Origin of the sequence: Peristeroidobacter agariperforans (genome assembly GCF_004138335.1) — a bacterium.
Taxonomy (GTDB): domain Bacteria; phylum Pseudomonadota; class Gammaproteobacteria; order Steroidobacterales; family Steroidobacteraceae; genus Steroidobacter; species Steroidobacter agariperforans.
In genome coordinates, this window is record NZ_RYFW01000001.1 from 595,923 (window position 1) to 622,719 (window position 26,797).

A 26,797-nucleotide genomic window follows, 5' to 3' on the forward strand; every position below is an offset into this window, starting at 1 on the left:
ACTCCTAGAAAATTTCCTCGGGTCGAAAGCGGCCAAGCCCTTTCGACAACCTCGTTCAGCTGGCGCGCTTACGGGGACGACGCGCCTTGGCGGCATCGGCGGCGGGCTCGAGCGGACATTCGCAAACGATGCGTGTGCCGGGCCGGCTCTGTTCGGAAGAACTATCCGGCGCGCCCCGCTCGAAACGAACTTCGCCGCCCAGGATCCGTGCGCGGTAACGCATGATCTTCAGGCCCATGCCTGCTGCGTCCACCGCGTCGGCCGGCATGCCAATGCCGTCGTCAGTTACCGTCAGCCGAACCTTAGCGCGGGCCCCGTGTAAATGCAGTCGTATAGACCGCGCCTGACCGTGGCGGACCGCGTTGCGAACCGCTTCCTGCGCAATTCGATACAGATGATTGGCCAATTCAGTGCTCAGCGGGCGAATCGTCTTCACACGATGAGTACAAGTGACGTCGACCCCATAAAGCTCCTGCGCGTGCATCGCCAGGCCTTCGAGCGCGTCGGACAGACCGCCGCGTTCCAGATTGACCGGCGACAGACCACGCGCCAGCGCGCGGGTGCTCTCGATGGAGCTGTTCACCAGCCGGGTAATGCCTTCGATTTCCGGCAGAATCGACGGGTATTCCGTGGTCAGTCGGCCGGCCAGGCCGCGCAACATCAGCGCAATGCCGGTCAACTCCTGACCCAGGCCATCGTGTAGATCATTACCAATGCGATATTGCTCGCGACTCACCGCTTGCAGGATCGCGCGCTCCAGCTGCTTGCGCTCACTGACATCCTGAAGCACCAGCAGGCTGTGATTGCGGCCCGCGACTTCGAAGCGCGACAGCACGCCGAGCGCAGCGAAGTGCGTGTCGTCGGCACGACGACCGTCGAACTCGACCTGCATGGAACGGCCCTGTTTCGCTGACAGCGGTTGCCAACGCTCCGGCTGCTCGAACGGCCAGCCGGCGAGCTGCGCCATATTGCGGCCGATGAGCTCGCCACGACGATAGCTGAACAACATGTCGAAGGCCGGATTGGTGATCTCGATGACGCCCTGCTCGTTGATCACGGCGACGCCTTCGAGCATCGATTCGATCATGCGAGCCTGAGTCGCAATAGCGCGCTCGGCCCGCACTTGCTCGGTGGTTTCGGTGGTCACGACCGCCAGCGCGACGATTTTCTGCTCGTCGCGAATCGGGCTCACGCGCACGTCGAAATGGCGTGACTGCCCATCGTTGCCCTCGATCTCGGCGACGTAGCCATCGACCTGACCGTTGGCGAGCACTCGGTGCAGCGTCGACAAGGCGCGCGCGTGCAGGCTCTGTGGGAACAAATCGGTAACGAGCGCGCCTTCGAGCTGCTTGGCCGAACGCTCGCCGATGCCGCGATTGGCGACGATGACGCGCAGGGCTCGATCGACCACGAACACGAATTCGGCAACCGCGCCGACGAGCTGCCGCATCGTGTCCGTTTGCAGCGTCGTACGCAGCCCGGTCTCGACCGGCGAGGCGCCGGCGAGCGGAAGATCGTATGTTTTCGCAGTATTCAAGCCGTGCTGTTCCCTGCGGGGCGACAATGGCAGAACGCATCGCTGGCAGGAGTGGCTGCCGCGGATATGGGCAGCATGGTGTTGTAGAGGCGTTGTAGGGGATATCAGCCACTCCCCTAATGTCGCACGCGGTGTGAGCGTCTTTACCGGGACTGTGGCGTGTTTCTCGCTTGGTAGATAAATCCAAGCTAGGCAATTACTTATATGTCGCGCCGCGTACACCGTACGCTTTAGGGAACACAGCGAGTGTGACGCGTGTCACACTCGCTGGACGGTCGTTAGTAGTTTTACTCAGTGGGTTCCACTAGGGGCTGCGTCGGTAGCACCGCCTCGATCCGACACCCATTGCGTGGCGTAGCGGATCAGCTCGCTGGTGGAGCGCAGATTCAACTTCTCGCGCATGTGACGACGGTGCGCGTCGACCGTCTTCATCGACAGATCGAGCCGTTGCGAAATTTCACGGGTGCTGATGCCTTCACCGATCAGGCGAAACACTTCCAGCTCACGATCGGTTAATGCTGAGACCGGATCTTCATCGGCCGCGGGCGAGCGACCGCGCGCGACCTGGCTGAGCAAGCGCTCGCCCATGGCAGAACTGACATGCCGCTGGCCACGTGCAACCTTGCGTAAGGCGCCGAGGAAATCCGTGCCGGCGACGTTCTTCATTACATAACCACTGACGCCGAGGCGGAGCAGGCGCTCGGCGTAGAGCGCTTCGTCCTGCATCGACAGCACCAGCACACGGACATTGGGATGATCACTGCGAATCCAGCGCACCAGTTCGATGCCGTCGTCCGGGCCCAGCGCCAGATCGACTACCGCCACGTCGGGTTCTTCGCCGGCGATGGCGGTTTGCGCGGCCTGCACCGAGGCAGCTTCTCCCTGCAAGACGAATTCGCTCTGCCCTGCCAGCAGTTGCTTCAACCCCTCGCGCACAAATGGATGGTCATCAACGATCAGGATCCTTGTTGGATCGGCCATGGTCATTCCTCTTTAATCTCGCGATGGCCCAAGCGGGGCGCGCGTATCCTCTACCTTCAATCTTGGGGTTGGACAAGGCCGCAGCAATCCCCATTTTCCACAGTGCCCTCAGGGTGATACGTTCACTCCCGGCGCGCCCGTGTACAAATTGGGCACCACCGATATGAAAAAGGCCTCAACAGAACCGCTGCACTTCGTCCTGCTGGAGGACGATCCCAACGATGCCGAGCTGATTCAATTGCAGCTAGCGAGGAACGATCTCGACATTACGTGGCGTCACGTGGTGTCGGAAAGCGATTTTCGCGCGGCGCTCGCAGGCACGCCACCCGATTTGGTGCTGGCCGACTACACGCTGCCCGGCTTCGACGGTCTCGCGGCCCTGCGCATCGTGCTGGAGCGATCGGCCGACATTCCCTTTATTTTCGTGTCCGGCTCGCTCGGCGAAGAGCGCGCGATCGAAGCGCTCAAGAGTGGCGCCACTGACTACGTACTGAAGGATCGACTGCAGCGCCTGCCGATGGTCGTAAATCGTGCACTGTCCGAAGCGCGCGTTCGTCGCGAGCGGCGGCTGGCGCAGACCGCGCTGGAGGAGCAACGCGTCCTGCTCAGCACGCTCATCGATAGCCTGCCCGAAATCATTTATGCGGTGGACACCGAGAATCGGGTGACCGTCGTCAATCGCGCGCTGCTCGAATCGTTGAACAAGAAGCGCGAGGAAGTCCTCGGTCGTCGCCTGTCGGAGTTGTGGACCGAGGAAAGTGTGGTCGACATCGAAGGGCAAGCCGCAACGACCATGCGCACCGGGCGCCCGCTGACCGATCAGGAGCGCGCGTGGATCGGGCTCGACGGCTCGGTCCGCTGGTTCACGATCACGCACGTCCCGTTGCGAGATCATGGCACTGTCTCCGGCCTCGTCTGCACCGTGCAGGAAGTTACTCAACGCAAAGAGCTGGAGCAGGAGATCCTGGAAATCTCCAATCGCGAGCAGCGCCGTCTCGGCAGCGATCTGCACGACGGCCTGGGCCAGGAGCTCACCGGCCTGTCGCTGCTGATGAAAGGCCTCGAGATGCAGATGACGCGAGAGTCGCCGCAGTACTCGGCGCAGGTCACGAAGATCACCGATCTGCTGGCGCGAGCGATTCAAAGCACGCGCTCACTGGCGCGCGGCCTGGCGCCGGTCAATCTCGAACGCGGCGGCTTGCCCGAGGCGCTCAAGCATCTCGTGGCTCGCTGCACGGACATGTACAGCATGGAGTGCACCTTCACGACGGGCGGGCAGAAGCTGCCCGATCTCGAAGAAGGCGCCGCGACTCATCTGTATCGAATCGCGCAGGAAGCGTCGACGAATGCAGCCCGCTACGCGCGCGCCACGTCGATCAACATCGATCTGCGCTCGACCGGCCGCAAGCTGCAGCTCTCCATTGCCGACAACGGCATCGGCCTGAGCGCCGGCCTCGCGCAGGGCCGTCCCGGCATGGGCTTGAAGATCATGGAATACCGCGCGCGCATGCTCGGCGGCTCGATCAGTTTCGACGAGCCGGGCGAGGGCACGAGGATTATGCTGACGGCGCCGTTACATCTGCTGCGGCAATCTAAGGATAAGAAGCGCCTGGCAGCCAGTGGTTAGGTTGGTGGTGGACGGTTAGCCAGAGAGCTCTCTGACCAACCTCCAACTCCTAACGGCTAACTACTTCCGGACGACCGGCACGAGCGTATGGTCCGCGCCGTTCCACACGTCGATGAACGATTCGATCTCCGACGCCGGCATCGAGGGCGCGATGAAGTCGCCCTGCAGAGCGTCGCAGCCACACTGCTCCAGGAACTCGAACGACGGCGAGTTCTCGATCCCTTCGGCGCACGCCGTGAGTGACAGGTTGTGCGCCAGCTCGACGATGGCGCGCACGACCGTGGCAGCGGCCTTGCTCTGCGCGATCTCGGAGATCAACAGGCCGTCGATCTTCACTTCGCTGAACGGCATCTTGTAGAGCAACGTCAGCGATGACGTGCCGATGCCGAAGTCATCGAGCGACAAACCGACGCCCTTCACACGCAGCCGCGTGAAGATGTCCATCACCAGTTCCGGATCGTCGACCGACGCGGCTTCCGTCACTTCCAACGTGAGCTGTTCGGGGCGCACCTCGAACTCCCGCAGCACGCGCGACAAACGCTCCGGGAACTCCAGATCCTGCACCAGTCGCGGCGACAGGTTCACGGCCGCGCCGAGATCCAGGCCGCGCGTGCCCCAGTGGCCGATCTGACGAATCGCATCGGTGAGCACGAAATCGGTGAGATCGACGATCAGCCCGGACTGTTCCGCCAGCGGCAGGAATTCGCCCGGATATAACAATCCCAACCGCGGATGACGCCAGCGCACCAGCGCCTCGGCGCTGCGCACGTGCCAATCGTTGGCCGAGCGCACGACCTTCGGCTGGTAGTGGACGATGAGCTCGTGCTCGTCGATTGCCGTCCGCAGCTCTTCGACCGAAATGCGCGAGCTGGGCTCGAGATGTTTGGCCAGCAGCGTCTCGATGTCTTCCAGCATCGCCGGCTTCTGCAGCGTGCCAAGCATCTTCAATCCCAGCGACTCGCCGAGCTGCCGCGCACTCGCGAGCACTCGCTGATCCATGCCGCTCGCCAGCAGGATTCCGGAAGTCACATTCTGGCGCGCCAGGTAGCGCAGCGCCTCGATGCCGTCCATGCCCGGCATTTGCAGATCGAGCAGGATCAAAGCGGGCTGCCGCTGAGACAATTGCTCGCGGAAGCTGGCCGCGCTGTCGGCCGTGATGACAGTGCAGCCGACACCCTTGCCGATCTGCTCGATCAGCTCCAGGAAGTCCGCTTCGTCATCGACCGCCAGTAACAAATTCCTCTCACGCCGGAACACGCTTGTTCTCCTCTTTGCCATCCAGCAGGGCGCGCACGCGGCGCGCCAGCTCTTCTAATTGATACGGCTTGGGCAGCAGTTCGACCGAGCCGTCGAGCAGACTTCGGTGCATCAGGCTGCTGTCGCTGAAGCCCGAGGTCAGCAGCACTTTCAATTCGGCGCGCCGCTCGGTGAGCTTTTCCACCAGCTGCGGGCCGAGCAGGCCGCCAGGCAACATGATGTCCGTGAACACCAGCGCGATATCCGGATGTCGCATGAATCGCTCCAGAGCCTGATGCCCGTTAGCAGCCTCGTGCACTCGATAGCCGAGGCTGGTAAGAATTTCAACCGTAGTCCCCCGCACCTCGGCATTGTCCTCCACTACGAGGATTGTTTCATGGCCGCGCGGCAGGTCGGCTTGCTCGGTGCCTTCGGCCTGGGTCTCATCGGCACCCGCTTGCGACCGTGGAAAATACAACCGTACGGTCGTGCCCTGTTGCAGAACGCTGGTGATGTGCACGTGACCGCCGGACTGCTTCACGAAGCCATATACCATCGACAGGCCCAGGCCGCTGCCCTTCCCCACTTCTTTGGTCGTGAAGAACGGCTCGAAGACCCGCTTCAGCGTCTCGGCGGACATGCCCGCTCCGGTGTCGGCGACTTCGACCAGCGCGTACTCTCCGGGCGTCAGACCATCTTCACGGGGTTGTCGGTCCGCGCCGATAATCACATTTCGAGTCGCGATGGTAATTGCTCCGCCGCTGGGCATCGCATCGCGAGCATTGATCACCAGGTTGAGCACTGCATTCTCCAGCTGCCCGGGATCGGCTCGCGTGAACCACGTATCCGCGCCCAGCTGAATGTGGATCTCGATATCGCCTGTCAGCGAGCGACGCAGCAATTCGTACATCCCGCCGATCAACACATTCAGATCGACGGTCCTCGGCTCCAGCACCTGTTGGCGCGCGAACGCCAGCAATCGTTTGATCAACTCGCCGCCGCGCACCGCTGCGTTCAGCGCAGTCTCCGCTTGTCGCAACAAACGCGGTGTCTGCTGCAACGAGCGCGTCAGCAACTGCATATTGCCGACGATGACCGAGAGCAAATTGTTGAAGTCGTGCGCAATGCCGCCGGTGAGGCGGCCCACCGCTTCCATCTTCTGACTCTGCCGCAGCTCGGCTTCGAGCAAACGTTTCTCGGTGATGTCACGGGCGGCGACGAAACAACCTTGCAGCTCGCCGTTGTCGTCGTAGTGAGGAATGAACGCGGCTTCCAGATCGACCTGCTTGCCGCTCGCATCTCGATAACGCCCCTGACCTTCGAGCGTCTTGCCTTGCAGAGCTTCGCGCACGTAGGGGCCGATCGCGCCATAGCGCCGATCGCCGATCACGTCTTTGATGACACGTCCGCGAGAGTCGGCCAGCGGGGTCGCGAAGAACTGCTGGAAGATACGATTGGCGTAGACGATACGCTCGTCGCGATCCGCATACGCAACGAACAACGGCAGCGAGTCCAACACGGTGCCGTAGAAATCCTGGCTGCGACTCAGCGCCTTTTCCGCATCGATCTGCGCGCTGATGTCACTGAGCGAGCCTGCGAGCCGCGTCGGCCGGCCGGAGGCATCACGCTCCGCTTCGCCTCTCAAGCGACACCAGACAATATTTCCTTTGCGAGTGACGACGCGGCAGCGGGTATCGAGCCTGCTTTGATTTTCCAGATGCGCGCGGATCTTACTAAGAACGCCGACTCGATCTTCCGCGTGCAAGACGTTCTGGAATGCCTGAAAGGTGTTGGCGAAGTTCACGTCCGCGCAGCCGATGATGTCGCGGAAGCGGCTCGCGTACCAGACGTGGCCCGTTAGCAGATCCCATTCATAGAGTCCGTCCAACGTGCCGCGGATTGCGCGTTCCCAGCGCTGCTCGACTTCATGCGCCGTGCGTTGATCTTGTTTGCTACGCGAGATGTCTCGAAGAACACCGATAACTCGCAGCGCCTTGCCGGCCGCATCACGGCGCACAACTTTGGCGTGCCCGAGGAACCATTTCTGCGTGCCGTCGTGGGCAGTCAGTCGATATTCGGCTTGGAAGTAAGGCGCGCCGCCATGGAAGTGGCGCTCGAACTTCTCGAGCACGCTGTGATCGTCGGCCGGCAGCATCAAGCGGTCGCTCAATTCCTCGCGTTTCAACAACTCGCCCGGATCGACGCCGAGCGAAATGCGCCACTGATCGTTGTAGGAAACCTGGTTCTGCTCGACATTCCAGTCCCACATCGACAACTCGCTCGCCTCCATCGCCAACTCGAGCCGCGCTTCGCTGGCACGCAAGGATTCGCGAGCGCGCTTGTAGTCGGTGATGTCTTCGAGCGTGATGACGACTTGTTTGGAATCGGCGGCGCGTGTGCTCACGCGAGTCCATGACATCCGCTCACCTTCTGACCGGATCAGCCATTCAGCGGTGAAGTCCTCGCCGGCGACGATCGCCTCACGCAGTTGCTGATAAACCGGCGAGTCGCCGGTTCGATCGGCGAGCAGCTGCAGGCCGCCCTGCAGGAGCTCGTCGCGCTCATAACCGGTCAGCCGGCAGAACGCCGCGTTGACCTGCGTCAGCCCGACCTGCCCGCCATTCCGGGTCGCAACAGCGATCCCGTGAACGACGGCATCGAGCGCGACGGACGCGTCGATGACTGAGCTGCGGTCGGCGACAGGCATGAAGTGAAGGTTTCGGTCCGCTTGCGAGTTCGGATGAGTGACATAAGCGGCCCACATCCAGCCGCAAGTGCGGAAGTCTGAAGAAATCCGCGCAGGGAAAGTGTGTTGTGGCGCGCGTCAATGCCCGGTTAAGGGTTTCCCCTAACGCCGAGGGGCGGTGGGTTGCGGAGAAGAGGGGTCGGTGGCTCGCGGAGGGTTAGCGGCTGGCGGAGGACAGGGTGGGGTAGCTCCTCCGGGCAGCTTAGAGAAGCATGGACCGTTCGGAGCAGCGCTACAGGGACGTACAAGCAGGGCGCCCGCGATAGCGGGAGCGAAGCGTGCGCAGGCGGGTGCGCGGTGCCCGGAGGAGCTACCCCGCCCTGGCCTCCGCGAACCACTGAGCCTCTTCAAACCTTAGCGCGCGAGCCACCCACCGTCGACCGGAAGAATCGTCCCGTGCACGTAATCAGACGCAGCCGAGGAAAGAAACACCGCCGCGCCTCCCAAGTCCGATGGCTTCCCCCAGCGGCCAGCAGGAATGCGATTCAGGATGTCTTTATTCCGTTGCTCATCCGCCCGAAGCGCCGTCGTGTTGTTTGTTTCGAAGTAACCCGGCGCGATGGCATTCACGTTGATGCCATACCCGGCCCACTCATTCGCCAACAAGCGGGTCACGCCTGCGATACCACTCTTGCTCGCCGTGTAGGACGCCGTGCGGATGCCGCCTTGGAAAGACAGCATCGATGCGATGTTGATGATCTTGCCGCCCCGCCCCGCATTCACCATGGATTGCGCCACGGCCTGCGCCAGGAAGAACGGCGTCTTCAAATTCACATTGAGCGCCGCGTCCCAATCCTGTTCCGTGAACACCAGCGCGTCGTTGCGACGGATGATGCCGGCGTTGTTGATCAGGATGTCGACCCGACCGGCCGCGTCGATGGCGCGGGCCACGACTTGATGCGCTTCATGGCTGCGCTCCAGATCGGCGTATAGCGAATGAAATTTGCGGCCGGCGGCAACGACGCCTCTTTCGGTATCGACCGTGCTGGAGCGGGCGATGCCGACGATGTCGGCGCCGGCTTGCGCCAGCGCGACGGCGATGCCCTGTCCCAGGCCGGTGTTGGCGCCGGTGACCAGCGCCACTTTGCCAGCGAGAGAAAACGAAACGGGTTGGCTCATGTTATTGCAGCTGGCAGATGTCGAGAACGTTCATGTCGGTGTAGTCCAGGTTCTCGCCGCCCATGGCCCAGATGAAGCTGTAGTTGCGAGTGCCCGCGCCCATGTGGATGGACCATGGCGGCGACATCACGGCCTCTTCGTTGCCGATCACGAGACTGCGCATCTCGTCCGGCTCGCCCATGAAGTGCATGACGCGCTGCTGATCGCCTTCCAGGTCGAAATAGAAATAAATTTCCGAACGACGATCGTGCAGATGCGGCGGCATGGTGTTCCACACGCTGCCGGTCTTCAGCAGCGTCATGCCCAGCAGCAGCTGCGAGGACTTGCAGGTGGCCGGCACGATGTATTGATAGATCGTGCGCTCGTTCGATGTTTCCAGCGCGCCGCGCTCCAGCGGCACTGCCTTGTCGATCGAGATGTGCACGGCTTCGAAGCGTGCGTGCGCCGGCGTGGAAGCCAGGTAGAACTTGGCAGTCTCGCCGGCCTTGGCCGCTTCGAACACCACGTCCTTCGTGCCCATCGGCACATACAAACCGTCCTTGGGCGCGAGGTTATAAACGGTGCCGTCGAGCGTCACCTTGCCGGCAGTCTTGCCGATGTTGACGACGCCCAGCTCGCGACGCTCCAGGAACGGTTTGCCCTTTGCGGACGCCGGTTCTGTCTGCTCCGGCAGCTTCAACGCCTGGCCGGCGGCCATCGCGCCGCCAATGACGAAGCGCTCGTAGTGCGTGTAGTTCAACGTGATCTGGTTCTCTTTGAACAGATCCTGCACCAGGTAGCGCTCGCGCAGCTGCTCGGTGGTGGCCCCGGCCATCATGTCCGGGTGCGTGGCGTGATACGTTTTCTTGAACACGTGAGTTCCTCTGCAATAGAGCGGCGCCGTCAGAGCTTGTAAGCCTGCTTCGGCAGCCGATAGGCGAGATCGCGAGCGACTTGGGCCGCCCCGTCTTCATCGATGCGATGTTCCGCGACCAGGCGCGACAGATAGACACAATCGATACGACGCGCCAGATCGTGGCGAGCCGGAATCGACAGGAATGCGCGCGTGTCGTCGTTGAAACCGACGGTGTTGTAAAAACCCGCGGTCTCGGTGGTGTACTCACGGAAGCGCAACATGCCTTCCGGACTATCGTGGAACCACCACGACGGGCCGAGCTTCAGCGCCGGATAATGACCGGCGAGCGGCGCGAGCTCGCGGCTGTACACCGTCTCATCCAGCGTGAACAGAATGATGCTGAGCGACTTGCTGTTGCCGAAGCGATCCAGCAACGGGCGCAGCGCCTGCACGTACTCGGTCTTCTCCGGAATGTCCGCGCCCTTGTCGCGGCCGAAGGTCTCGAACAACCAGCGGTTGTGATTGCGGAACGCACCCGGGTGGATCTGCATCACCAGGCCGTCTTCCTCGCTCATCTTCGCCATCTCGACCAGCATGGCCGCGCGGAACAGCTCGGCATCGGCAGGCGTGAACTTGCCGGACGTGATTTTCTCGAACAGACGCTGCGCCTCGACCGGGCTCAGGTCCGCAGTGGCGGCAGTCGGATGACCGTGGTCGGTCGAAGTCGCACCGGCCTTGGCGAAATCGGCGCGGCGCTTGCGATGCGCGCTGAGATAACCTTTCCACGAGTAAACATCTTCACCCGTAATCTCGGCGAAGCGCTTCAGTGCATCCTTGAACTGCTCGTGCTCGGGATCGATCACGGCATCCGGCCGATACGCCGTGATGACGCGACCTTTCCAGCCGCTGCTCTGAATCTTGTGATGATGGTCGAGCGTATCGACCGGCGATTCGGTGGTCGCGAGCACTTCGATGTTGAAACGCTCGAACAGGGCGCGCGGACGGAATGCATCCGTTGCGAGTTTTTCGCCGATGACATCGAAGTAATGATCGGCGGTCGAAGGCTCCAGCCGCACCTTGATATCGAACACTTTGGCGAACACATAGTTCAGCCACAGCCACGACGGCGTGCCGTTGAACAGATAAAAATGCGCCGCGAACTTGCGCCACGCTTCACGTGGATTGGCATTCGACGGCCCGCGTCGGGACGCGACGCCCAGCTCGTTCAGGTCGACGCCCTGGCTGTACAACATACGAAACAAATAGTGATCCGGCGCCAGCAGCAGCTCGGTAGCGTTGCCGAACGGAGCATTGCCGGCGAACCACTGCGGATCGGTGTGGCCGTGCGGGCTCAGGATGGGCAGGTCGCGGACTTCCGCGTACAGACGGCGCGCAATCTGTCGGACAGCCGGGTCAGCGGGGAACAGTCGGTCTTCGTGCAGATTTAACGGTGTGCTCATGGGCAATGCCGGTTCACTTTTGGGGAGCGGCAGAGTAGCAAATGGTAACCGGTGTCATGTTCCGCCGCCAGCAATCTATTCCTCGGGAAACCTGAACCGTGCGCAAAATTCGCGCGCGACCCGCCTAATTGGCCGGACGGCCGGACGACTCGCGCACCACCAGATGCGGAAAAACCGTGGTGGCGGCGACCGATGGTCCTTCGGTGCGCGAAATCTTCGAGATCAGCTTCTCTGCCGCCAACCGTCCCATGTCGCGGATCGGTTGTCTCATGGTGGTCAGGGAGGGACAAAGCCGGGAGGCCAGTGGACTGTCGTCGAAGCCAATGATGGTGAGGTCGTGCGGAATGCGCAGGCCTCGCAGATAGGCCGTGCGATAGACACCGGCCGCAGTCTCGTCATTGCCGGCGAAGATCGCGGTGGGCCGCGGCGAGCGCGATAACAGCATTTCGGCGCAAGCTGCGCCGGATTCGAAGGTGTACGCGCCCTCTGCGATGTAATCGGGAGACAGCGTCAGGCCACGATCGGCGAGCGCGTTCGAGAAACCCTCGAGACGCTCTTGCGAAGAACGATAATTCGTCGGGCCGATGATCATGGCGATGCGCGTGTGTCCCAGCTTCGCCAGATGCTCGGCAACTTCGGCGGCGGACTGGCGATCCATGGACTGCACCAGGTTCTGCGGCTCATCGAGCGCGGCCGACAAGATGCGAATGTAGGGACAACCGATCTCGCGCAGCATGTCAGCCAGCGCATTGTTCTCCGACACCGGCGGCAGGATCAGCATGCCGTCGAGCTTCTGGCGGCCAACCAGCTGGCGAATATCGCTCAGGAATTCCGGGCTGTTGCGATCGCAGGGATGTACCACCAGCTCGTAGCCCACGCGTCGGAGCGCGCCGAGCGCGCCTTCCTGCACATTGATCACATACGGCGCGTTCGGGTTGTCATAAACCAAACCGATCAGATACGAACGGCGAAACGCGAGGCCGCGAGCCTGTGGATCCGGCGTAAAGCCCGTACTCCGAATGATCTCGGCAATGCGCGTTCGCGTTTCTTCACGCACGAACGGCGACTCGTTGATGACGCGCGAGACAGTCTTCTTCGAGACATTCGCCAGCCGGGCAATGTCGTTGATGGTGTGTTTCTTGTCGGGATTCCGGCGCACCACGGCCGGAGCCGCTTCGGGAACGGGGACGGGCCGCGTTTCGGCGACCGCGCGCACGGCAGCGGCCGGAGGAGTCGGCTGACGAGTCGCTTTTTTGGCCGATTTTTTCGCCATCGACGAGATAACCTGCTTTAAGGTCGGGCCGCGTCAGAATACCCTGCGCGTAGGCTCGAGCGCAGTAACGGTAGCAGAACCTGGCGCCAGCTGACACCGGTTTCCCGATCTGCCCCATCAGTGCCATCATGCAGACCATGAACGCGCCCGCTTCTGTCAATTCTGTGCCCCCGGCCGTCTATCGAGTCTCGACCGAAGACGACGTTGCCGTAGCCTTGCGAGACCTCGCTGCGCAGGAAACCATTGCGATCGGCGACCGATCGGTGCTGGTCACCGCCGCGATCCCCCGTGGACATAAGCTGGCCATTCGCCCCGTGTCCGCGGGACAAGTCGTCCGCAAGTACGGCTGGCCGATCGGTCGAGCAACGGCCGACATTGCCGTCGGCTCGCACGTTCACTCCCATAATCTGGAAACGCTGTTGAGCGGCGCCGATGCATACGAGTTTGGCGGCTCGAGCGCAGCGACGGCCGGCAAACCGGCAGGCAAAGGAGGTTCATTCCTGGGCTATCGTCGCGCCAATGGCAAGGTCGGCACGCGCAACGAGATCTGGATTCTGTGCACCGTCGGGTGTGTGGGCCGCACGGCCGAACGCATCGCGCGGCTCGCCGCCCAGAAATATGCCGGCCGCGTCGATAACGTCGTCGCCTTCCCTCATCAGTTCGGTTGCTCGCAGCTCGGCGGCGATCTCGATCGCACGCGCCGGTTGATTGCCGGCCTGGCGCGTCATCCGAATGCGGGTGGCGTGTTGATCCTCGGACTGGGGTGCGAATCGAATCAGCTGTCCAAGCTGCTGAGTGAGATCCCCGAGTCAGAGAAAGCGCGCATTCGTTACTTCGCCGCGCAAGCGACAGAGGACGAAACCGAAGCGGGCTTGCAGGCGGTTGAAGAGCTCGTGCAACTCGCCGAAAAGGATCAGCGAGTAGCGTGCGGCCTGGATGATCTGGTTGTCGGTTTGAAATGCGGCGGCTCCGATGGATTCAGCGGCATCACGGCGAATCCGCTGGTCGGCCGCATCGCCGATCGGGTTACTGAAGCCGGTGGCACGGCGGTGCTCACCGAGATTCCAGAGATCTTCGGAGCCGAACAGCTGTTGATGGAGCGCGCAGCGAGTCGCGAGGTATTCGATGGCATCGTGACCATCGTGAATGACTTCAAGGAATACTTCCTGCGCAACAACCAGCCGGTGCACGAGAATCCCTCGCCGGGCAACAAGGCCGGCGGCATCACGACGCTGGAAGAGAAATCCCTCGGCGCCGTGCAGAAAGGCGGCCACGCCACGGTCACCCAGGTGCTTCGCTATGGTGAGCGCACGACCAAGCCTGGACTGACGCTGCTCGAAGCGCCCGGCAACGATGGCGTTTCGTCGACGGCGCTGGTGGCAGCGGGCGCGACGATTCTGTTGTTCACCACCGGCCGCGGCACGCCGCTGGGCTTTCCGGTGCCGACACTGAAGATCAGCTCGAACTCCGTGCTCGCCCAGCACAAATCGCACTGGATCGATTTCGACGCCGGCAAGGCGCTGACCGCCGCCGATCCCGAAGCCGTGACCGACGAGTTCCTGCAGCTGATCGTCGCCACCGCGTCCGGCCAGCCCGCACGCAACGAGCTGAACGAGCAGCGTGAAATTGCAATCTGGAAAGATGGTGTGACTCTGTGACTTTATCGCTCGCCTCCGTCGCGGTTCTAGGCAGCCGCAACCTGAAGATTCCCGCGTACGATCGCAAAGCCGTCAGCATCGGCGTCGTGCACTTCGGGCCTGGCGCGTTCCATCGCGTGCACCAGGCTTGTTACCTCGACGATGTGCTGCACACGGATCCGCGCTGGGGCGTTTGCGAGGTCTCTTTGCACAGCACCGGCGTGCGTGACGCGCTCATGCCGCAGGATGGCCTGTACACCATCGCGATTCTCGACGCGGAATCCTCGTTCCGAGTCATCGGCTCGGTCAAGGAAGTGCTGGTGGCGCCGGAGTCGCCGGCCGCGGTGCTCGATCGCATGGTGGCCCCGACGACTTACATCGTCAGCGCGACCATCACTGAGAAGGGTTACTGCCTGAACAAGGAAGGCGGCCTCGACTTCTCTCATCCGGACATCGCTTACGACTTGAAACACCCCGAAACGCCGAAGACGTTTGTCGGATTCCTCGCGCGTGCCTTGCGCCTGCGCCATGACCGGGGCCATGAGCCGTTCAACGTCATCAGCTGCGATAACCTCGCGGATAACGGCCATCGACTGCGGCGCGCCGTGCTCGAGTTCGTCCGCTCGAGCGATCCCGGTCTCGCGGATTGGGTCGAGAAAGAAGTGACCTTCCCCTGCACGATGGTGGACAGCATCACGCCGGCGACTGACGACGCACTTCGTGCGCGAGTGAAAGATGCACTGGGCGTGGAAGATCTCTGGCCGGTGCAGCGTGAGTTCTTCTGTCAGTGGGTGATCGAAAACAAACTGCGCGGGCCGCAGCCGGACTGGGCGTCGGTTGGCGTGACGGTGACCGATGACGTAGCTGGCTTCGAGCGTGCCAAGCTGCGTTTATTGAACGGTGCGCACTCGACGCTGGCCTACACGGGCAGCCTCGCTGGCTACGAGACGGTTTCTGCGGCGATGGGCGACACCGCGCTCGCGACGTTCGTCCGTCGCATGATGATCGAGAACATCCGTTCGGGGCTGGCGGCGCCGCAAGGATTGGATCTGGATCAATACATCGAAGCGGTGCTACGCCGATTCCGCAATCCAACGATCCGTCATTTGCTGGCGCAGATCGCGTGGGATGGCTCGCAGAAGCTGCCGTTCCGTATTCTGCCAACCATCATGGAGAACCTGGCCGCCGGTCGTTCGATTGGGCGACTGTGCGTGCCGCTCGCGGCTTGGTTTCATTTCATTCGTCGCATGACGCACGCTGAGCGTCAGATTATGGATCCGCTGGCAGCTCAGCTGAGCGAACTTGCCAAGCGATGCACCGGCGCGGCGTCAGATGTGTCGGTCTTCCTCAGCCTGGAGAAGGTGTTCAACACCGATCTGGCGCGGAATGTGACATTCCGTGCGGCGCTCGAGAATGCTTATGCGCGACTGTCTGCGGTCGAGAGCCCCGCCCAACTCGGCGAGGCCCTGAACGGCATCGAGGCTTGAGGATCAGCCCTGAGGATTAACGTGGCGCGCCGGCCAAATACGGACCGGCGCGAACCGCGCGGCATTCGACTTCGCCACAACCTTCGAACACCAGTCGCGACTGCTGGCCGCTGCGAATGTCGTGCACGCCGGTGATAGCGCCAGTAGAAATGTAATCGCCAGCACGCAGCGGACGACCCCGCTCTGCGCATTTGCTCAGCGCGAACGCCAAAGCGCCCAGCGCGCCCTGGCGGATGAATGCAGTGCCACGGCCCACGAAGCCGTCATCGATGAACGTCAGCGCGACGATCTCCTCGATGGAGCGCCATTCGCCAATGCTCGCGCCCACGATCACGCCCCAGTTGTTGCCAAAATCGGAGATCACGGCGCCCGGCCCGAGCTCGTTCAGCGTTGCGAGCGGGCTGACTGCGGTTTCAACACCTAAGTGGAAGCTGCGGACCAACTCCGCGGCTTCATCGATGCTCCAGACCTTCTTATCGGCCGGCGCATCCTCATTCACACGCAGCACGATCTCCGCTTCCACCGCACCGAAGCCGCCTTCGATGACGGGAAAATCCACGACCTGACCGACCCGAGCGGTGTGCAGATTCCGCGAGAACACCGGCCCGACCAAACGCTCTTCGGGAAAGCGTTGAGCGAATGCCGCGCCGATGCGCGCGACTTTCCAACCGACGATCTGGTCGGGAAAGCGATCGATCGCCAGCTCCTGGCAACGATATGCATCGGCCAAGGTCGTAGGCACGATGCCCGGATACTGCATTAACGATTGTCCGGCCAGACGCGCCCGGACAAACTGCTCAGCAATCATTTCGGCGCCGTCGGCCGGCAACCCGTGCAACACCGCGCTACTCATGTCGCAGTATTCCTCTTGCAAACATTAAATTCACGATAGCGGCGGCCGCAAAGACCCCGCGAGATGCTAAAAACTGTATATAGGAAACCGGTGTCATTTACAATCCACGGCGCTCACACCAAGTCCATCTCAGGGGGTCCGATGCTCGTCAAGCCGTTGTCGCTGCGATCTAAATTAGCCTCGCTGCTCTTATTGTTAACCGCAGTCACGTCGCTCGCGGCGGCCGACAATCTGCTGGCGTTCCCCGGCGCCTTGGGAGCCGCGGCGCAAACTCCGGGCGGCCGGGGCGGCAAGATCATCCGTGTCACCACGCTCGATGCCACCGGTCCAGGCTCGCTGCTCGAAGCGCTGGAAACCAAAGGTCCGCGCATCGTCGTGTTCGAAGTCGGCGGCGTGATCGACATGCAGAAACATGAGATCAAGATCAAGGAGCCGTTCCTCACGGTCGCGGGACAAACCGCGCCCTCCCCGGGCATCACGATCATTCGCACCGGCATCGACGTACTCACTCACGACGTGATCCTCCAGCACATTCGCGTGCGCACCGGGTCCGCCGGCGCCGAGCCGCGCAAAGGCTGGGAGCCCGACGCGTTCTCCACGATCGGGGCTTACAACGTCATCGTTGACCACTGCTCCATGACCTGGGCCGTCGACGAAAATCTCTCGGCGTCGGGCCCGCGCTTCACGGGCAAGACGGTCGAAGAATGGCGTAAGGGCACGTCCCACGCCATCACGTTCAGCAACAACATCATTGCCGAAGGACTGCGTCACTCGACCCATTCCAAGGGCGAGCATTCCAAAGGCTCGCTGATTCACGACAACGCCAGCGACATTCTGATCATCAACAACCTGTACGCGCACAACCACGAGCGCAACCCGCTGTTCAAAGGCGGCGTGCACGGCATGGTGATCAACAATCTGATCTACAACCCAGGGCCGCGAGCGGTTCACTACAACTTGATCGCCGAAGAATGGCGCGGCCAGCAATACCAGAACGGCAAGCTGGCACTGATCGGCAATGTGCTGCGCGGCGGCCCGTCGACGCCGGCGCATCTGCCGCTGTTGATGCTGGGTGGCTCGGGCGATCTGGAATATTACGAAGCCGACAACATCGCCGTGGACTGGACCGGCCAGGAGTTGCCCAAGTTCGGCCGGTACACGAACTCATCGGCAAAGCTCATCCCGATGGCAAAGCCGGCGCTGCCGTTTGGCGTTCAGCCGCTCGCTGCAGGCGAAGTTCAGGATGCTGTGATTCGTGATGCTGGCGCGCGCCCGTGGGATCGCGATCCAGTCGATGCACGCATCGTCGCGGACACCATCGAAGGCCGCGGCGAAATCATCGACAGCGAAAATGATGTCGGCGGCTATCCCGCGTACAAAGAGACTCGCCAGAAGTTCGATGAGAAGAATTGGGACCTGCGGTATATGACGCCGCGGGACAAGAAATAGAACAGTCCGCCGCCGGCTCGGAGTTCAGGGCCGGCGGCGGGCTTCCTCAGTACGTGCCGCGCTGAATATAGGGCACCTGCGCAAACAGCTTCCGCTCCTCGCCTCGAGGATCGTTGACCAGCTGGGACTTCACGTCGAACACCATGGTCGCGCGCGACGGCAGCTCATACGGCTTCCACTCGGGAATGCCGGCGTGCGCCGGGTTGCCAGTGCGAGCAAAGGCGATGAAAGCTTCACTCATCTGATCCGCCGTCTGCTGCGCATCCGCACCTTGGCCCGATAGCGAGCCTGGCTGAGCGATGTTGTCGAACACCAGTGGAATATCCATCGTGTGCATCGCGCCGTATCGGCCATTCTCGAGCGGTGACCGATAGTTCAGCTGATACGCATACGCCGGCGAGCCTTGCGCCGCTCGCAACTCCGCTTCGATCACCGCGCCACGCCACGATCGTCCTGCCGTCGTCGCGGCAAAGAACACTTCCGTCGCGGAATATTTCGGATACAGCTTGCGGTACTCGGCGATGACGTACTCGGGCTGGATGTCCACGTGCAATTGCGGCAGCAGGCGCTCAGGCAGCTCTTCCCACGTCAGATCTTCCACGCCCGGCTCGTTGCCGAGAAACGCACGCGTCTCGTCGAGCGTATTGCCGATGATCATCGGAATGCTTGCAGCCAGCGGCGGTGCATCCGGATAGAACGGATGGCGCGGCAGCGCCGAATGATCGAGCACTGGACCGAAATAGATATTGCGCCCGACCATTGAGGGATCGTTCGCGCGAGTCGCGGCGACCAGGTCGGCGGTCGGCACATCGTTGAGCTTCGCGGCGTCGGACGGCGCAATCTTCAATGTTTCCAAGATCGTCCGCGCACGCTGAGTTGCCCCGCGAGGGCCGGCAGCGGTGATCTGCTGTCCGCTCATCGTCGCGGCTCGGTGGAAGGAGCTTTTCGCAGCGGGCATCGCCATCAATGTCGCGATCTTTGCGCCCCCGCCCGACTGGCCGAACACCATGATGCGCTGTGGATCGCCGCCAATCGCTTCGGCGTGATCGCGCACCCAGGCAAGCGCTTGCACCAGATCGAGAATGCCGACGTTGCCCGACGACGCGTACTTCGGCCCGGCGAGCCGCGCAAGATACAAATGACCGAATGCGTTCAGGCGATGATTGACAGTGATCACCACGACATCGCCGCGTTGACACAGCCGTGTGCCGTCGTACAGCGCACTCGATCCCGAGCCACTGCTGAACTCACCGCCGTGGAAATAAACCATCACGGGCCGCTTGCCGCCGTCTTTCAACGCCGGCGTCCATACGTTGAGAACCAGGCAGTCCTCGCTCATCTGCTCGCGCGAGCCAGGCTGTGGACAAGACGGGCCGTAGTGCAACGCGTCTCGCGTCTGCTTCCAGGCGACCGGAAGCTGCGGTGGCAGGAAACGTGTAGCGCGAGTATCGGCACCGTAAGGAATGCCCTTGAAGACGTGCACGCCCTGCGCTTTGACGCCCGCGACTTTGCCTGCCCGTGTTGGCAGGATGCTGCTCTTGCCAACAGCCGCGTGAACAACAGCTGCCAGACCGAACCCGCCAGCCGCCAACAGCGAGCTACTCAGCAACTCGCGTCGGTTCACGAGATCCAGCCCTGACTCTGCAGCCATTGCCGGCAACGATCGATCCAGCGATCGCCGGTCGTGGCATTGTTCAGGCCATAACCATGACCGCCGGCCGGATAAATCATGAGCTCCGCAGGAATCTTGTGGGCCTGCAATGCCTGGAAGAAAACAATGCTGTTTGCGACCGGCACCGTCTGGTCATCTGCCGCGTGGACCAGGAATGTCGGCGGTGTCTCGCTCGTCACAGACAACTCCGCCGAGAAGCGCTTCATATCGTCCTTTGATGGCGTGGTTCCCAACAGCTGCTGCCGCGAACCCCAGTGCACGGTCGATTCGGTGAATGTGATGACGGGATAGATCAGCATCAGAAAATCGGGACGCACATCGGCGCTCTTCCACTGAGACAGCACCGGACTGTTGAACAACGTGCCCGTCGTGGCAGCGAGATGGCCGCCGGCAGAGAACCCGATGACTCCAATGCGCTTCGGATCGATCTGCCATTTCTCCGCATCACGCCGCACGGTCGCAACGGCCTGCTGAGCATCCTGCAATGGGCCGGTGCGCTTGTCCTTCATGTGCTTGTCGCTGGGCGTTCGATACTTCACGACGAACGCCGTGACGCCCATGTCGTTGAAGGCGCGCGCCACGTCGTAACCTTCCTTCAGGATCGACGTGCCGCGATAACCACCTCCCGGCAGGATGACAACCGCGGCTCGCTTCGGATCCTGCTTTGCCGGGCGATATGCCGTGATCGTGGGACGAGAGGTGTTCTGGAGGAACGGCCACGGCTCCTTTGGATCGCGCAGCGACTCCTCGTCGGGAGCCGCGATCGCGCCGGGAATATCGCCCGAGTACAACGGCTGCGCGGGCGGCTCGGCCGCGTCGACTGATGTGATCAGAGCCAGCCATCCGAACCAACCCAGCACGCTCTTGTTGGAAATCATGACTTCGCGGAATCCTCCAGCGCCTCATAGCGCATATCACGAAACACTGCCGCGCCCTGCCCCGCCACATACAGAGCCGGCCGCAGGCTGAGGAAGTCGCCGGCCACGTTGTGGTGATAGCCCGAGACTTCCATCTGCACGTCGTACTTCTTCCACTGCTTGCCGTCGAGGCTGTGGCGAATCGTGACGATGTGTCGATCGTTTTCGATCTGCAGGTGCAGCCGACGCTCCACGCCCGGCGGCATCTTGCCACGACGCTCCAGGCCGTACCGGTGCATGGTCAAGCCGCGGGCGTCGAAGCCCAGGCCACAATACAGACGCTTGCTGTAGAACAACAGCAGCCCGGCCTGCGCGTCGCCTTCGAGCTCGATATCGACCGTCACTCGATAGGCGGTGTCCGGCGTAATGAAAGACATCGGCGAGCAGTCATTCGGCTGCGAGCCCTTGCCGGTCACACGTAGCGCCTTGGCCTGGTACTGCACGCGGGACATTTCATTCGGGCCCGGATTGTAGAAGCCCCACAGCACGCCGAAACGATTGCTGGAGAAATCATCCGACAACGGCATGCCGTTGGGGGACGGCTTGCCCTGCGCCGGCTTCGCGATGGGTTGAGACAGATCGCCGCCTTTCGCACCGAACCAGCCGTCCTTGGTCCATTCCACCGGATCGAGCAGCGTCTGGCGTCCCAGCGTCCAGAAGCCGTTCTCGTAGCCGTGATAAACCATCCACCAATCGCCGGCCGGCCCTTCGACCAGCGTGGCATGTCCGCGCGACCACCATTTTTCTTTGGCTGAATGCGTGCGAACGATGGGATTCGCAGGATCGTTCTCCCACGGACCGTGAATGGATCTGGAGCGGGCGACGATCACCATGTGCCCGGTCGGCGGCCCGGCGGTGCCACCGACGGCGGTGATCATGTAGAAGTACTGGCCATGCCGCATGACCTTCGGGCCTTCGGGCGCGAAGCCTTCGACCACCCAGTCTTCGGGATAGCGCCACGGATCGTACACGTGCTCGACCGGCCCATCGGTCTTCAGACCGTCGTCGGTCAGTCGCACGCGATCGCCGCCGCTTAGAAACAAATAGCGCTTGCCATCCTCGCCGACCACATGACCGGGATCGATGTGACCCGGCAGATCCAGATCGATGGGATCGCTCCACGGTCCGCGGATGTTATCGGCGTGAATCACATACGTCGACTTGCGATCCGGCCAGCGCGCCGGAATGTAGATGTAGTAGCGGCCCTTATGCTTGATGAGCTCGCACGCCCACACTGAGCCGATCGGTTTGGTGAGCGCCGCCACGACCGGCTGCCAGTTCACCAGGTCGCGCGAATGCCAGATCACGACGCCCGGATAGGCGTCGAACGACGAGAACGTCATGTAGTAATCGTCGCCGTCCTTGAGAATCGTCGGATCGGCGTGATCGCCCGCCACAATGGGATTGAGGAACGTGCCATCGCCCAGATCGGCCTGCCGTTGTCCCTCGATGCCTCGTCGCCACGTCTTCGACGGCGTCTTCTCGTCGTTCGCACAGGGGGCCGCACCTTGTGCAGCGACGGGAATCGTTCCCGCTGCCGCGCCCAGAATTGCTGAGCTCAACAGCTCGCGTCGACTGATTTCTGTCATGTCCCCTCGATCGATAGGTGATATCGGTAACAATCCGATCCGAACGCAGGCGCCCGCGAGCGAGCGCTTGCATCAACGAGTAGCTGGCCTCACCAGAACATCGGTCCCGCGAACAGCAGCACCGTCAGCGCCGTGGTCCACACCGGCGACAACTGATAATTCAACTCGGGCACCCAGCCCGCATCCGCGCCCAGGTCGGGATCGTTGCTGTCATTCCAGGCAGCGATGACGTCGACCGGATTGCGCACGGGCGGCCCGACGAGCAGCGTGCCCGACGCGGACAATGCCGTGCCGTTGAAGCGGTCCAGAATCTGGTCCGGCGTAAAACTGCGCGGCGCGAGAAAGAAATTTTCTTCCGCATAGATCGCCGACTCGATACCCACGCCCCAACTGTACTGGTAGTTGGGCGTGTTACGCACATCGTAGAAGTTGTTATAAACGTGGACCTGCCCGAAGCGTACGCGCGGCACACGCTGGCCGACCCGCTCGAACAGGTTGTGGTGCAACGTGACTCGCAACTTACCGCGATCGGCGGCGGCACTGTCGGAAGAGCCGATCAGCATCACCTTGTCGTGATTGCGGAAGCGGTTCCAGGAGACGGTGACCAGATCCGAGGCGTTGGTGATATCCAGCGCGCCGTCGTGCTGTTGGAACAGCACGCCGAAGTAGTTCGGCGCCTTGCTGTCGGCGGTGGTCTTGTCCTCGAACGTATTGTGATCGATCCAGACGTTGTTCGAGTCGCGCAACGAAATCGAATCGTACAGCGCGTTCCAGGCGCCGAGCGAGCCATCGGTCGGCGACCACTGCGGGAAGCAGTCGTAGGTGTCCTGGAATGTGATGTTGCGAATGATGATGTTGGTGCGGCTGTTGGCGACACCTGCCGTGCCGCGGACATCGATCCAAGCGCCGCGGATCGTTGCTTTGTTCCCAACACCAACGATGGTTGTATTCGAACCGACGCGAATTCGAACGCGCAACTGCTGCGCGGCCGCCGAAGCTGCGCGCGCCGACTCGAGCGGACCCGAAGGATTCACTCGGCCCCACACGGCTGGATCGTAAGTGGCAAGAAAAGCTTCCGGCGTGTAGCCGCTACTGTAGTAGTCGCTGCAACTCAGCGGCTGATTGGCATCGTCGACGTTGGCGTCGATGACCCCTTTGACGTAGATGATCTTCGGTTCGTTGGACGGATTGGTTGGCGAGGTCGCGGACTCCACGCCGTTGTTGAGAGCTGCGATCAGCTCGCTGCGATTCGTGACGGTGTACACCTGTTCAGGTACAGCTGCAGCGCCGCCTGTGACTCCGGCGCCGCTGGCAGCCCAGCCATTCTCGGCAGGCAGCGTCTCCAGACTTGAATCCCTTCGATCGTGCGCGTTGGCCGCTACGCAGCTCGCAGCTGCAAAGAGGCATCCGGCGCGCAGTATTCCCTTCGCACGCATACGTCCCCCTTCATGATGTTGTCCGGCGGCGTAGCCGCCGCCGGACTTGTTTCCAAATCGATGACCCTCTTCTGTGGCTTCGTCTGGCGCGTCAGTTAGAACTTGTAACGCGCACCCAACAGATACTGGCGGCCCTGATGGTGGTAGTACGACAGGCGATCGCCGGTCGAGTCCACGTACTGGTCCTGGAACTGATCCGTGAGATTGAGCGCCTCGAGCGTGATGGTGAGGTTGTCGTTCACCGTGAAGCTCGAAGACGCATCGATGCTCAGTGTCTCGGCCGTGCCTTCCACGTCGTTGCCGTTACGGCCCGGCACCGTCGTCAGGAACTCGTCGCGATAAGCCGCCGACACGCGCGCGCTGAACTTCTCGTCTTCCCAGTACAGCGTCGCGTTGTACGCCGACTTCGACAAGCCGGTGAGATCTTCCTTGGCCGCGAGTGCGCCGGTCTGCGACAGGTACTCGATCTCCGACTCGACGCCGGTGTAGTTCAGGATCAAGCCGAAGTTGCTCAAGAAGCCCGGCAGGAACGAGAACGGCTGCTGATAGCTGATCTCGAAGCCCTTCAGGTCGCCGCCATCGGTATTGGTCGGCAGCGCGAACTGCCAGCCGGCCAAACACTGCGCCGGATCCGGAATGGCCGTGCCGCACGCGGCGAGCGCGACGCTGTCAGGCAAGCCGAGCGGATTGTTCCCGAAGTCGTCGGTCGCGCGGATGATCTGCACGAAGCTGTTGATGTCCTTCATGAACAACGCCAGCGACAGCAGCGAGTCCTCGGCGAAATACCACTCGAATGACAGGTCGTACGCCTTGGCGCGATACGGATCGAGATTCGGATTGCCGGCGGTCACGGTCTTGTTGGCGCCGTTGATGGCCACCGACGAGCCTGGAGCAAGAATTCCCAGTCCTGCCGTGCCACCACCGCCGTTCGGACGCACCATCACCTTCGCAGCCGACGCGCGAATGACGAACTGGTCCGTCACGTCGAGCGCCACGTTCAACGACGGCAACGTGTCGCTGTAGGTTCGCTCGACGGTCGTCAGCAGCGGTGCGCCGGACGTGAAGGTGAAACCGGACGACGTTTGTTTGGTCTCGACGTAGCGCACGCCGACGTTGGCGCGCAGCGGACGATCGAACAGGAACGTGTTGAAGTCGGCCTGCAGGTAACCGCCGGTGTCCTCTTCCTCGATGTTGTAGTTGTTGCCCAGCGCCGGCTCGATGCCGAGCGGAAAGCGCGAACGGTCATAGAGGCCGAACTGCGCCGCGGCGGCGTCGATGTCCGGAATGAGCCAGCTGGTCGGCGTGCCATTGGCGACGTTCAGGTTGTTGCTGATGCTCACCAACTCGCTGTATGACCCCACCGCACCGGCAGGAATACCCGGCAGCGAACCTTCCTGGTTGGAGGTCGTGCCGTTCGAGCGGACCAGAGAAGTCGTGTCGAACTCGAACTTCTTGTACTGCGGACCGCCCTTCAACGTGATCACATCGGTCACATCCCAAGCCACGTCGAACGACACTGTCTTGAACGTGTTTTCCGAGCTTTGCGGACGCAGACGAACTTGTGACAGTCGCCACGAGGCCGGATCAGTCACGTCAATGTCGCCGTACGTGATCTGCGGCAACCGATCGTTGCCACGGAAATCGTAGGTATAACCCATGACGTCGTCGTGATCGAACAGCAGCGTGGTCTGAATCGGATTGTCGTGCTCGGCTTCCGAGTAACCGACCAGGCCCTTCAGGCGCACCCGATCGGTGAATTCGTGCGTGCCTTCGAGCGTCAGGTGCGTGAAGTCGGTCTCGAGCTCGTCATGACGCGCTTCAGAACGAATGTCGACGTTGTCGAACACGCCGTACACGATCGTGTTGCTGGAGTCGACCACCGACTCGCGCACCGACATGGGGTCGGTGTCCCGGTTGTTGCCGCTGAATCCCGGCGCCTCGAGGAAGATCTCGTCGCGCTGGGCTTCGAACTTCGCGTGCAGAGCATCCAGGCTGATCGTGGTCCGGTCGGTCGGCGCCCACTGCAGCGAACCGGTGAGGCCGAGGCGCTCCTGGTCGTGCTTGTAGATGTCGTAGCGAGGAATGCGCGGAACGAATGCCCCGGTGGGGCCCGCCTGCCAACGCACCGTGCTCGAGCCTTCGTCGAGCAGCTTGCGCTCGCTGTAGGCCACCGAGAACAACGCGCCGAAGCGGCCGTCTGCAAACGTGTTGCTGATGAGGAACGCGCCGCGCGGGTCGACATCCTCTTGAATGTCGTTGTAGCTGGCCTGTGCGCTGGTGACGACAGTGAAGCCGTCATAGTCGAACGGCCGGCCCGAACGCAGGTCGACGGTCGCGCCCAGCGAGCCTTCTTCCACTTCGGCCGCCGAGGTCTTGCGAATCGTGATCGAGTTGAACAACTCGGAAGCAAATGTATTGAAGTCGAACGAGCGGTCGCGGTTCGTGCCGCCGGCAGCATCGGTGCCGCCGTTCGCGCTCATCGCTTCCATACCGTTGATTCGTACGCGCGTGAACTGCGGACCCAGGCCGCGCACGCTGATGTTTCGGCCTTCGCCCGCATCGCGCGCGATGGACACGCCCGGCACGCGTTGAATGGACTCGGCGAGATTCAGATCAGGGAAATCGGCAATGTCCTCGGCGACGATTGCATCGACGGCGCCAATGGCGGCGCGCTTCTGATCCAGCGCCAGGCTCAAGCTTTCCTTGAAGCCGGTGACGATAACTTCTTCCAGCGCGCCCTCTAGTTGAGGTGCGGCCTGGCCCGCTTGTTGCGAAAACGCCGCAGCACTGGCAGACAGCGCCGCCACGCCCAGCACAGTCCGAACAGCGACGCGAATCGATCCGTGTCGAGCTGACTTCGACATAACTAAAACCCCCATTCCATTCCAAATCGCCTTAAAACCCGCTGATCTCGGCCAGAGGCTCTCGGTGCCCGGGTCTGGC

The 26,797-nt window shown here is 62.1% G+C and carries 18 protein-coding genes; 4 read left to right on the forward strand and 14 right to left on the reverse strand.

The window, feature by feature from the left end; translation table 11 throughout:
* Nucleotides 1–55: 55 nt before the first annotated feature.
* On the reverse strand, nucleotides 56–1,537 hold the full coding sequence (locus EK373_RS02520; RefSeq protein ID WP_129641171.1) for a PAS domain-containing sensor histidine kinase: 1,482 nt from the start codon (nucleotides 1,535–1,537) through the stop codon (nucleotides 56–58).
* Nucleotides 1,538–1,828: 291 nt separating this feature from the next.
* Nucleotides 1,829–2,518 (reverse strand): response regulator, encoded by a 690-nt coding sequence (locus EK373_RS02525; RefSeq protein WP_198683025.1) that lies wholly within the window; start codon nucleotides 2,516–2,518, stop codon nucleotides 1,829–1,831.
* Between the two features lie 163 nt (nucleotides 2,519–2,681).
* Here EK373_RS02525 and EK373_RS02530 point away from each other — a divergent pair, with 163 nt between their 5' ends.
* A complete protein-coding gene (locus tag EK373_RS02530; RefSeq protein WP_129641173.1) occupies nucleotides 2,682–4,145 on the forward strand; it encodes a hybrid sensor histidine kinase/response regulator in 1,464 nt (487 codons plus the stop codon).
* A 60-nt stretch (nucleotides 4,146–4,205) separates the two neighbouring features.
* On the opposite strand, the gene EK373_RS02535 is transcribed toward EK373_RS02530, so the two are convergent.
* The 6 genes from EK373_RS02535 to EK373_RS02560 form a co-directional block, all read right to left on the reverse strand.
* Nucleotides 4,206–5,402, reverse strand: a complete 1,197-nt coding sequence (locus tag EK373_RS02535; protein WP_161810605.1) for an EAL domain-containing response regulator — start codon at nucleotides 5,400–5,402, stop codon at nucleotides 4,206–4,208.
* Entirely contained in the window at nucleotides 5,389–8,088 is a 2,700-nt protein-coding gene (locus EK373_RS02540; protein WP_198683026.1) for a hybrid sensor histidine kinase/response regulator, read from the reverse strand. The genes EK373_RS02535 and EK373_RS02540 overlap by 14 nt, the downstream gene beginning before the upstream one ends.
* A gap of 393 nt (nucleotides 8,089–8,481) precedes the next feature.
* The gene (gene kduD / locus EK373_RS02545; protein ID WP_129641176.1) at nucleotides 8,482–9,246 is read right to left on the reverse strand and encodes a 2-dehydro-3-deoxy-D-gluconate 5-dehydrogenase KduD; all 765 of its coding nucleotides are present in this window, start codon (nucleotides 9,244–9,246) and stop codon (nucleotides 8,482–8,484) included.
* 1 nt (nucleotide 9,247) lies between these two features.
* Entirely contained in the window at nucleotides 9,248–10,099 is an 852-nt protein-coding gene (gene kduI, locus EK373_RS02550) for a 5-dehydro-4-deoxy-D-glucuronate isomerase (RefSeq protein ID WP_116808831.1), read from the reverse strand.
* A 29-nt stretch (nucleotides 10,100–10,128) separates the two neighbouring features.
* Nucleotides 10,129–11,541, reverse strand: coding sequence for a glucuronate isomerase (uxaC, locus tag EK373_RS02555; protein WP_129641177.1), 1,413 nt, complete (start codon nucleotides 11,539–11,541; stop codon nucleotides 10,129–10,131).
* A 124-nt stretch (nucleotides 11,542–11,665) separates the two neighbouring features.
* The gene (locus EK373_RS02560; RefSeq protein ID WP_129641178.1) at nucleotides 11,666–12,814 is read right to left on the reverse strand and encodes a LacI family DNA-binding transcriptional regulator; all 1,149 of its coding nucleotides are present in this window, start codon (nucleotides 12,812–12,814) and stop codon (nucleotides 11,666–11,668) included.
* A 128-nt stretch (nucleotides 12,815–12,942) separates the two neighbouring features.
* On the opposite strand from EK373_RS02560, the gene EK373_RS02565 reads away from it, so the two are divergent.
* Both EK373_RS02565 and EK373_RS02570 read left to right on the forward strand, forming a co-directional pair.
* Nucleotides 12,943–14,472 (forward strand): UxaA family hydrolase, encoded by a 1,530-nt coding sequence (locus tag EK373_RS02565; RefSeq protein ID WP_198683027.1) that lies wholly within the window; start codon nucleotides 12,943–12,945, stop codon nucleotides 14,470–14,472.
* Nucleotides 14,469–15,938 (forward strand): mannitol dehydrogenase family protein, encoded by a 1,470-nt coding sequence (locus EK373_RS02570; RefSeq protein ID WP_198683028.1) that lies wholly within the window; start codon nucleotides 14,469–14,471, stop codon nucleotides 15,936–15,938. Before EK373_RS02565 ends, EK373_RS02570 begins: the two co-directional genes overlap by 4 nt.
* A 16-nt stretch (nucleotides 15,939–15,954) precedes the next feature.
* On the opposite strand, the gene EK373_RS02575 is transcribed toward EK373_RS02570, so the two are convergent.
* Nucleotides 15,955–16,791: a 2-keto-4-pentenoate hydratase gene (locus tag EK373_RS02575; protein WP_129641179.1), complete on the reverse strand. Its 837-nt coding sequence runs from the start codon at nucleotides 16,789–16,791 to the stop codon at nucleotides 15,955–15,957.
* Between the two features lie 141 nt (nucleotides 16,792–16,932).
* Here EK373_RS02575 and EK373_RS02580 point away from each other — a divergent pair, with 141 nt between their 5' ends.
* Complete coding sequence (locus EK373_RS02580) at nucleotides 16,933–18,240, forward strand: pectate lyase family protein (protein ID WP_129641180.1); 1,308 nt, start codon at nucleotides 16,933–16,935, stop codon at nucleotides 18,238–18,240.
* A 46-nt stretch (nucleotides 18,241–18,286) separates the two neighbouring features.
* Here EK373_RS02580 and EK373_RS02585 read toward each other — a convergent pair whose 3' ends face one another.
* From EK373_RS02585 to EK373_RS02605, 5 genes are all read right to left on the reverse strand, one after another.
* Complete coding sequence (locus EK373_RS02585) at nucleotides 18,287–19,891, reverse strand: carboxylesterase/lipase family protein (RefSeq protein WP_129641181.1); 1,605 nt, start codon at nucleotides 19,889–19,891, stop codon at nucleotides 18,287–18,289.
* Nucleotides 19,861–20,790, reverse strand: coding sequence for an alpha/beta hydrolase (locus tag EK373_RS02590; RefSeq protein WP_129641182.1), 930 nt, complete (start codon nucleotides 20,788–20,790; stop codon nucleotides 19,861–19,863). The genes EK373_RS02585 and EK373_RS02590 overlap by 31 nt, the downstream gene beginning before the upstream one ends.
* Entirely contained in the window at nucleotides 20,787–22,418 is a 1,632-nt protein-coding gene (locus EK373_RS02595) for a family 43 glycosylhydrolase (RefSeq protein WP_129641183.1), read from the reverse strand. The genes EK373_RS02590 and EK373_RS02595 overlap by 4 nt, the downstream gene beginning before the upstream one ends.
* A gap of 89 nt (nucleotides 22,419–22,507) precedes the next feature.
* Nucleotides 22,508–23,854: a pectate lyase family protein gene (locus EK373_RS02600; RefSeq protein ID WP_129641184.1), complete on the reverse strand. Its 1,347-nt coding sequence runs from the start codon at nucleotides 23,852–23,854 to the stop codon at nucleotides 22,508–22,510.
* A 95-nt stretch (nucleotides 23,855–23,949) separates the two neighbouring features.
* On the reverse strand, nucleotides 23,950–26,718 hold the full coding sequence (locus EK373_RS02605; RefSeq protein ID WP_129641185.1) for a TonB-dependent receptor: 2,769 nt from the start codon (nucleotides 26,716–26,718) through the stop codon (nucleotides 23,950–23,952).
* Nucleotides 26,719–26,797 lie beyond the last annotated feature (79 nt).

What these genes read in the sequence shown, in the direction of transcription:
- EK373_RS02540 (WP_198683026.1), bottom strand. Translation starts at nt 8,088, where the DNA reads ATGCCTGTCGCCGACCGCAGCTCAGTCATCGACGCGTCCGTCGCGCTC.
- uxaC (WP_129641177.1), bottom strand. Translation starts at nt 11,541, where the DNA reads ATGAGCACACCGTTAAATCTGCACGAAGACCGACTGTTCCCCGCTGAC.
- EK373_RS02605 (WP_129641185.1), bottom strand. Translation starts at nt 26,718, where the DNA reads ATGTCGAAGTCAGCTCGACACGGATCGATTCGCGTCGCTGTTCGGACT.
- EK373_RS02525 (WP_198683025.1), bottom strand. Translation starts at nt 2,518, where the DNA reads ATGGCCGATCCAACAAGGATCCTGATCGTTGATGACCATCCATTTGTG.
- EK373_RS02600 (WP_129641184.1), bottom strand. Translation starts at nt 23,854, where the DNA reads ATGCGTGCGAAGGGAATACTGCGCGCCGGATGCCTCTTTGCAGCTGCG.
- EK373_RS02585 (WP_129641181.1), bottom strand. Translation starts at nt 19,891, where the DNA reads ATGGCTGCAGAGTCAGGGCTGGATCTCGTGAACCGACGCGAGTTGCTG.
- EK373_RS02560 (WP_129641178.1), bottom strand. Translation starts at nt 12,814, where the DNA reads ATGGCGAAAAAATCGGCCAAAAAAGCGACTCGTCAGCCGACTCCTCCG.
- EK373_RS02590 (WP_129641182.1), bottom strand. Translation starts at nt 20,790, where the DNA reads ATGATTTCCAACAAGAGCGTGCTGGGTTGGTTCGGATGGCTGGCTCTG.
- kduD (WP_129641176.1), bottom strand. Translation starts at nt 9,246, where the DNA reads ATGAGCCAACCCGTTTCGTTTTCTCTCGCTGGCAAAGTGGCGCTGGTC.
- EK373_RS02565 (WP_198683027.1), top strand. Translation starts at nt 12,943, where the DNA reads ATGCAGACCATGAACGCGCCCGCTTCTGTCAATTCTGTGCCCCCGGCC.
- EK373_RS02580 (WP_129641180.1), top strand. Translation starts at nt 16,933, where the DNA reads ATGCTCGTCAAGCCGTTGTCGCTGCGATCTAAATTAGCCTCGCTGCTC.
- EK373_RS02595 (WP_129641183.1), bottom strand. Translation starts at nt 22,418, where the DNA reads ATGACAGAAATCAGTCGACGCGAGCTGTTGAGCTCAGCAATTCTGGGC.
- EK373_RS02530 (WP_129641173.1), top strand. Translation starts at nt 2,682, where the DNA reads ATGAAAAAGGCCTCAACAGAACCGCTGCACTTCGTCCTGCTGGAGGAC.
- EK373_RS02575 (WP_129641179.1), bottom strand. Translation starts at nt 16,791, where the DNA reads ATGAGTAGCGCGGTGTTGCACGGGTTGCCGGCCGACGGCGCCGAAATG.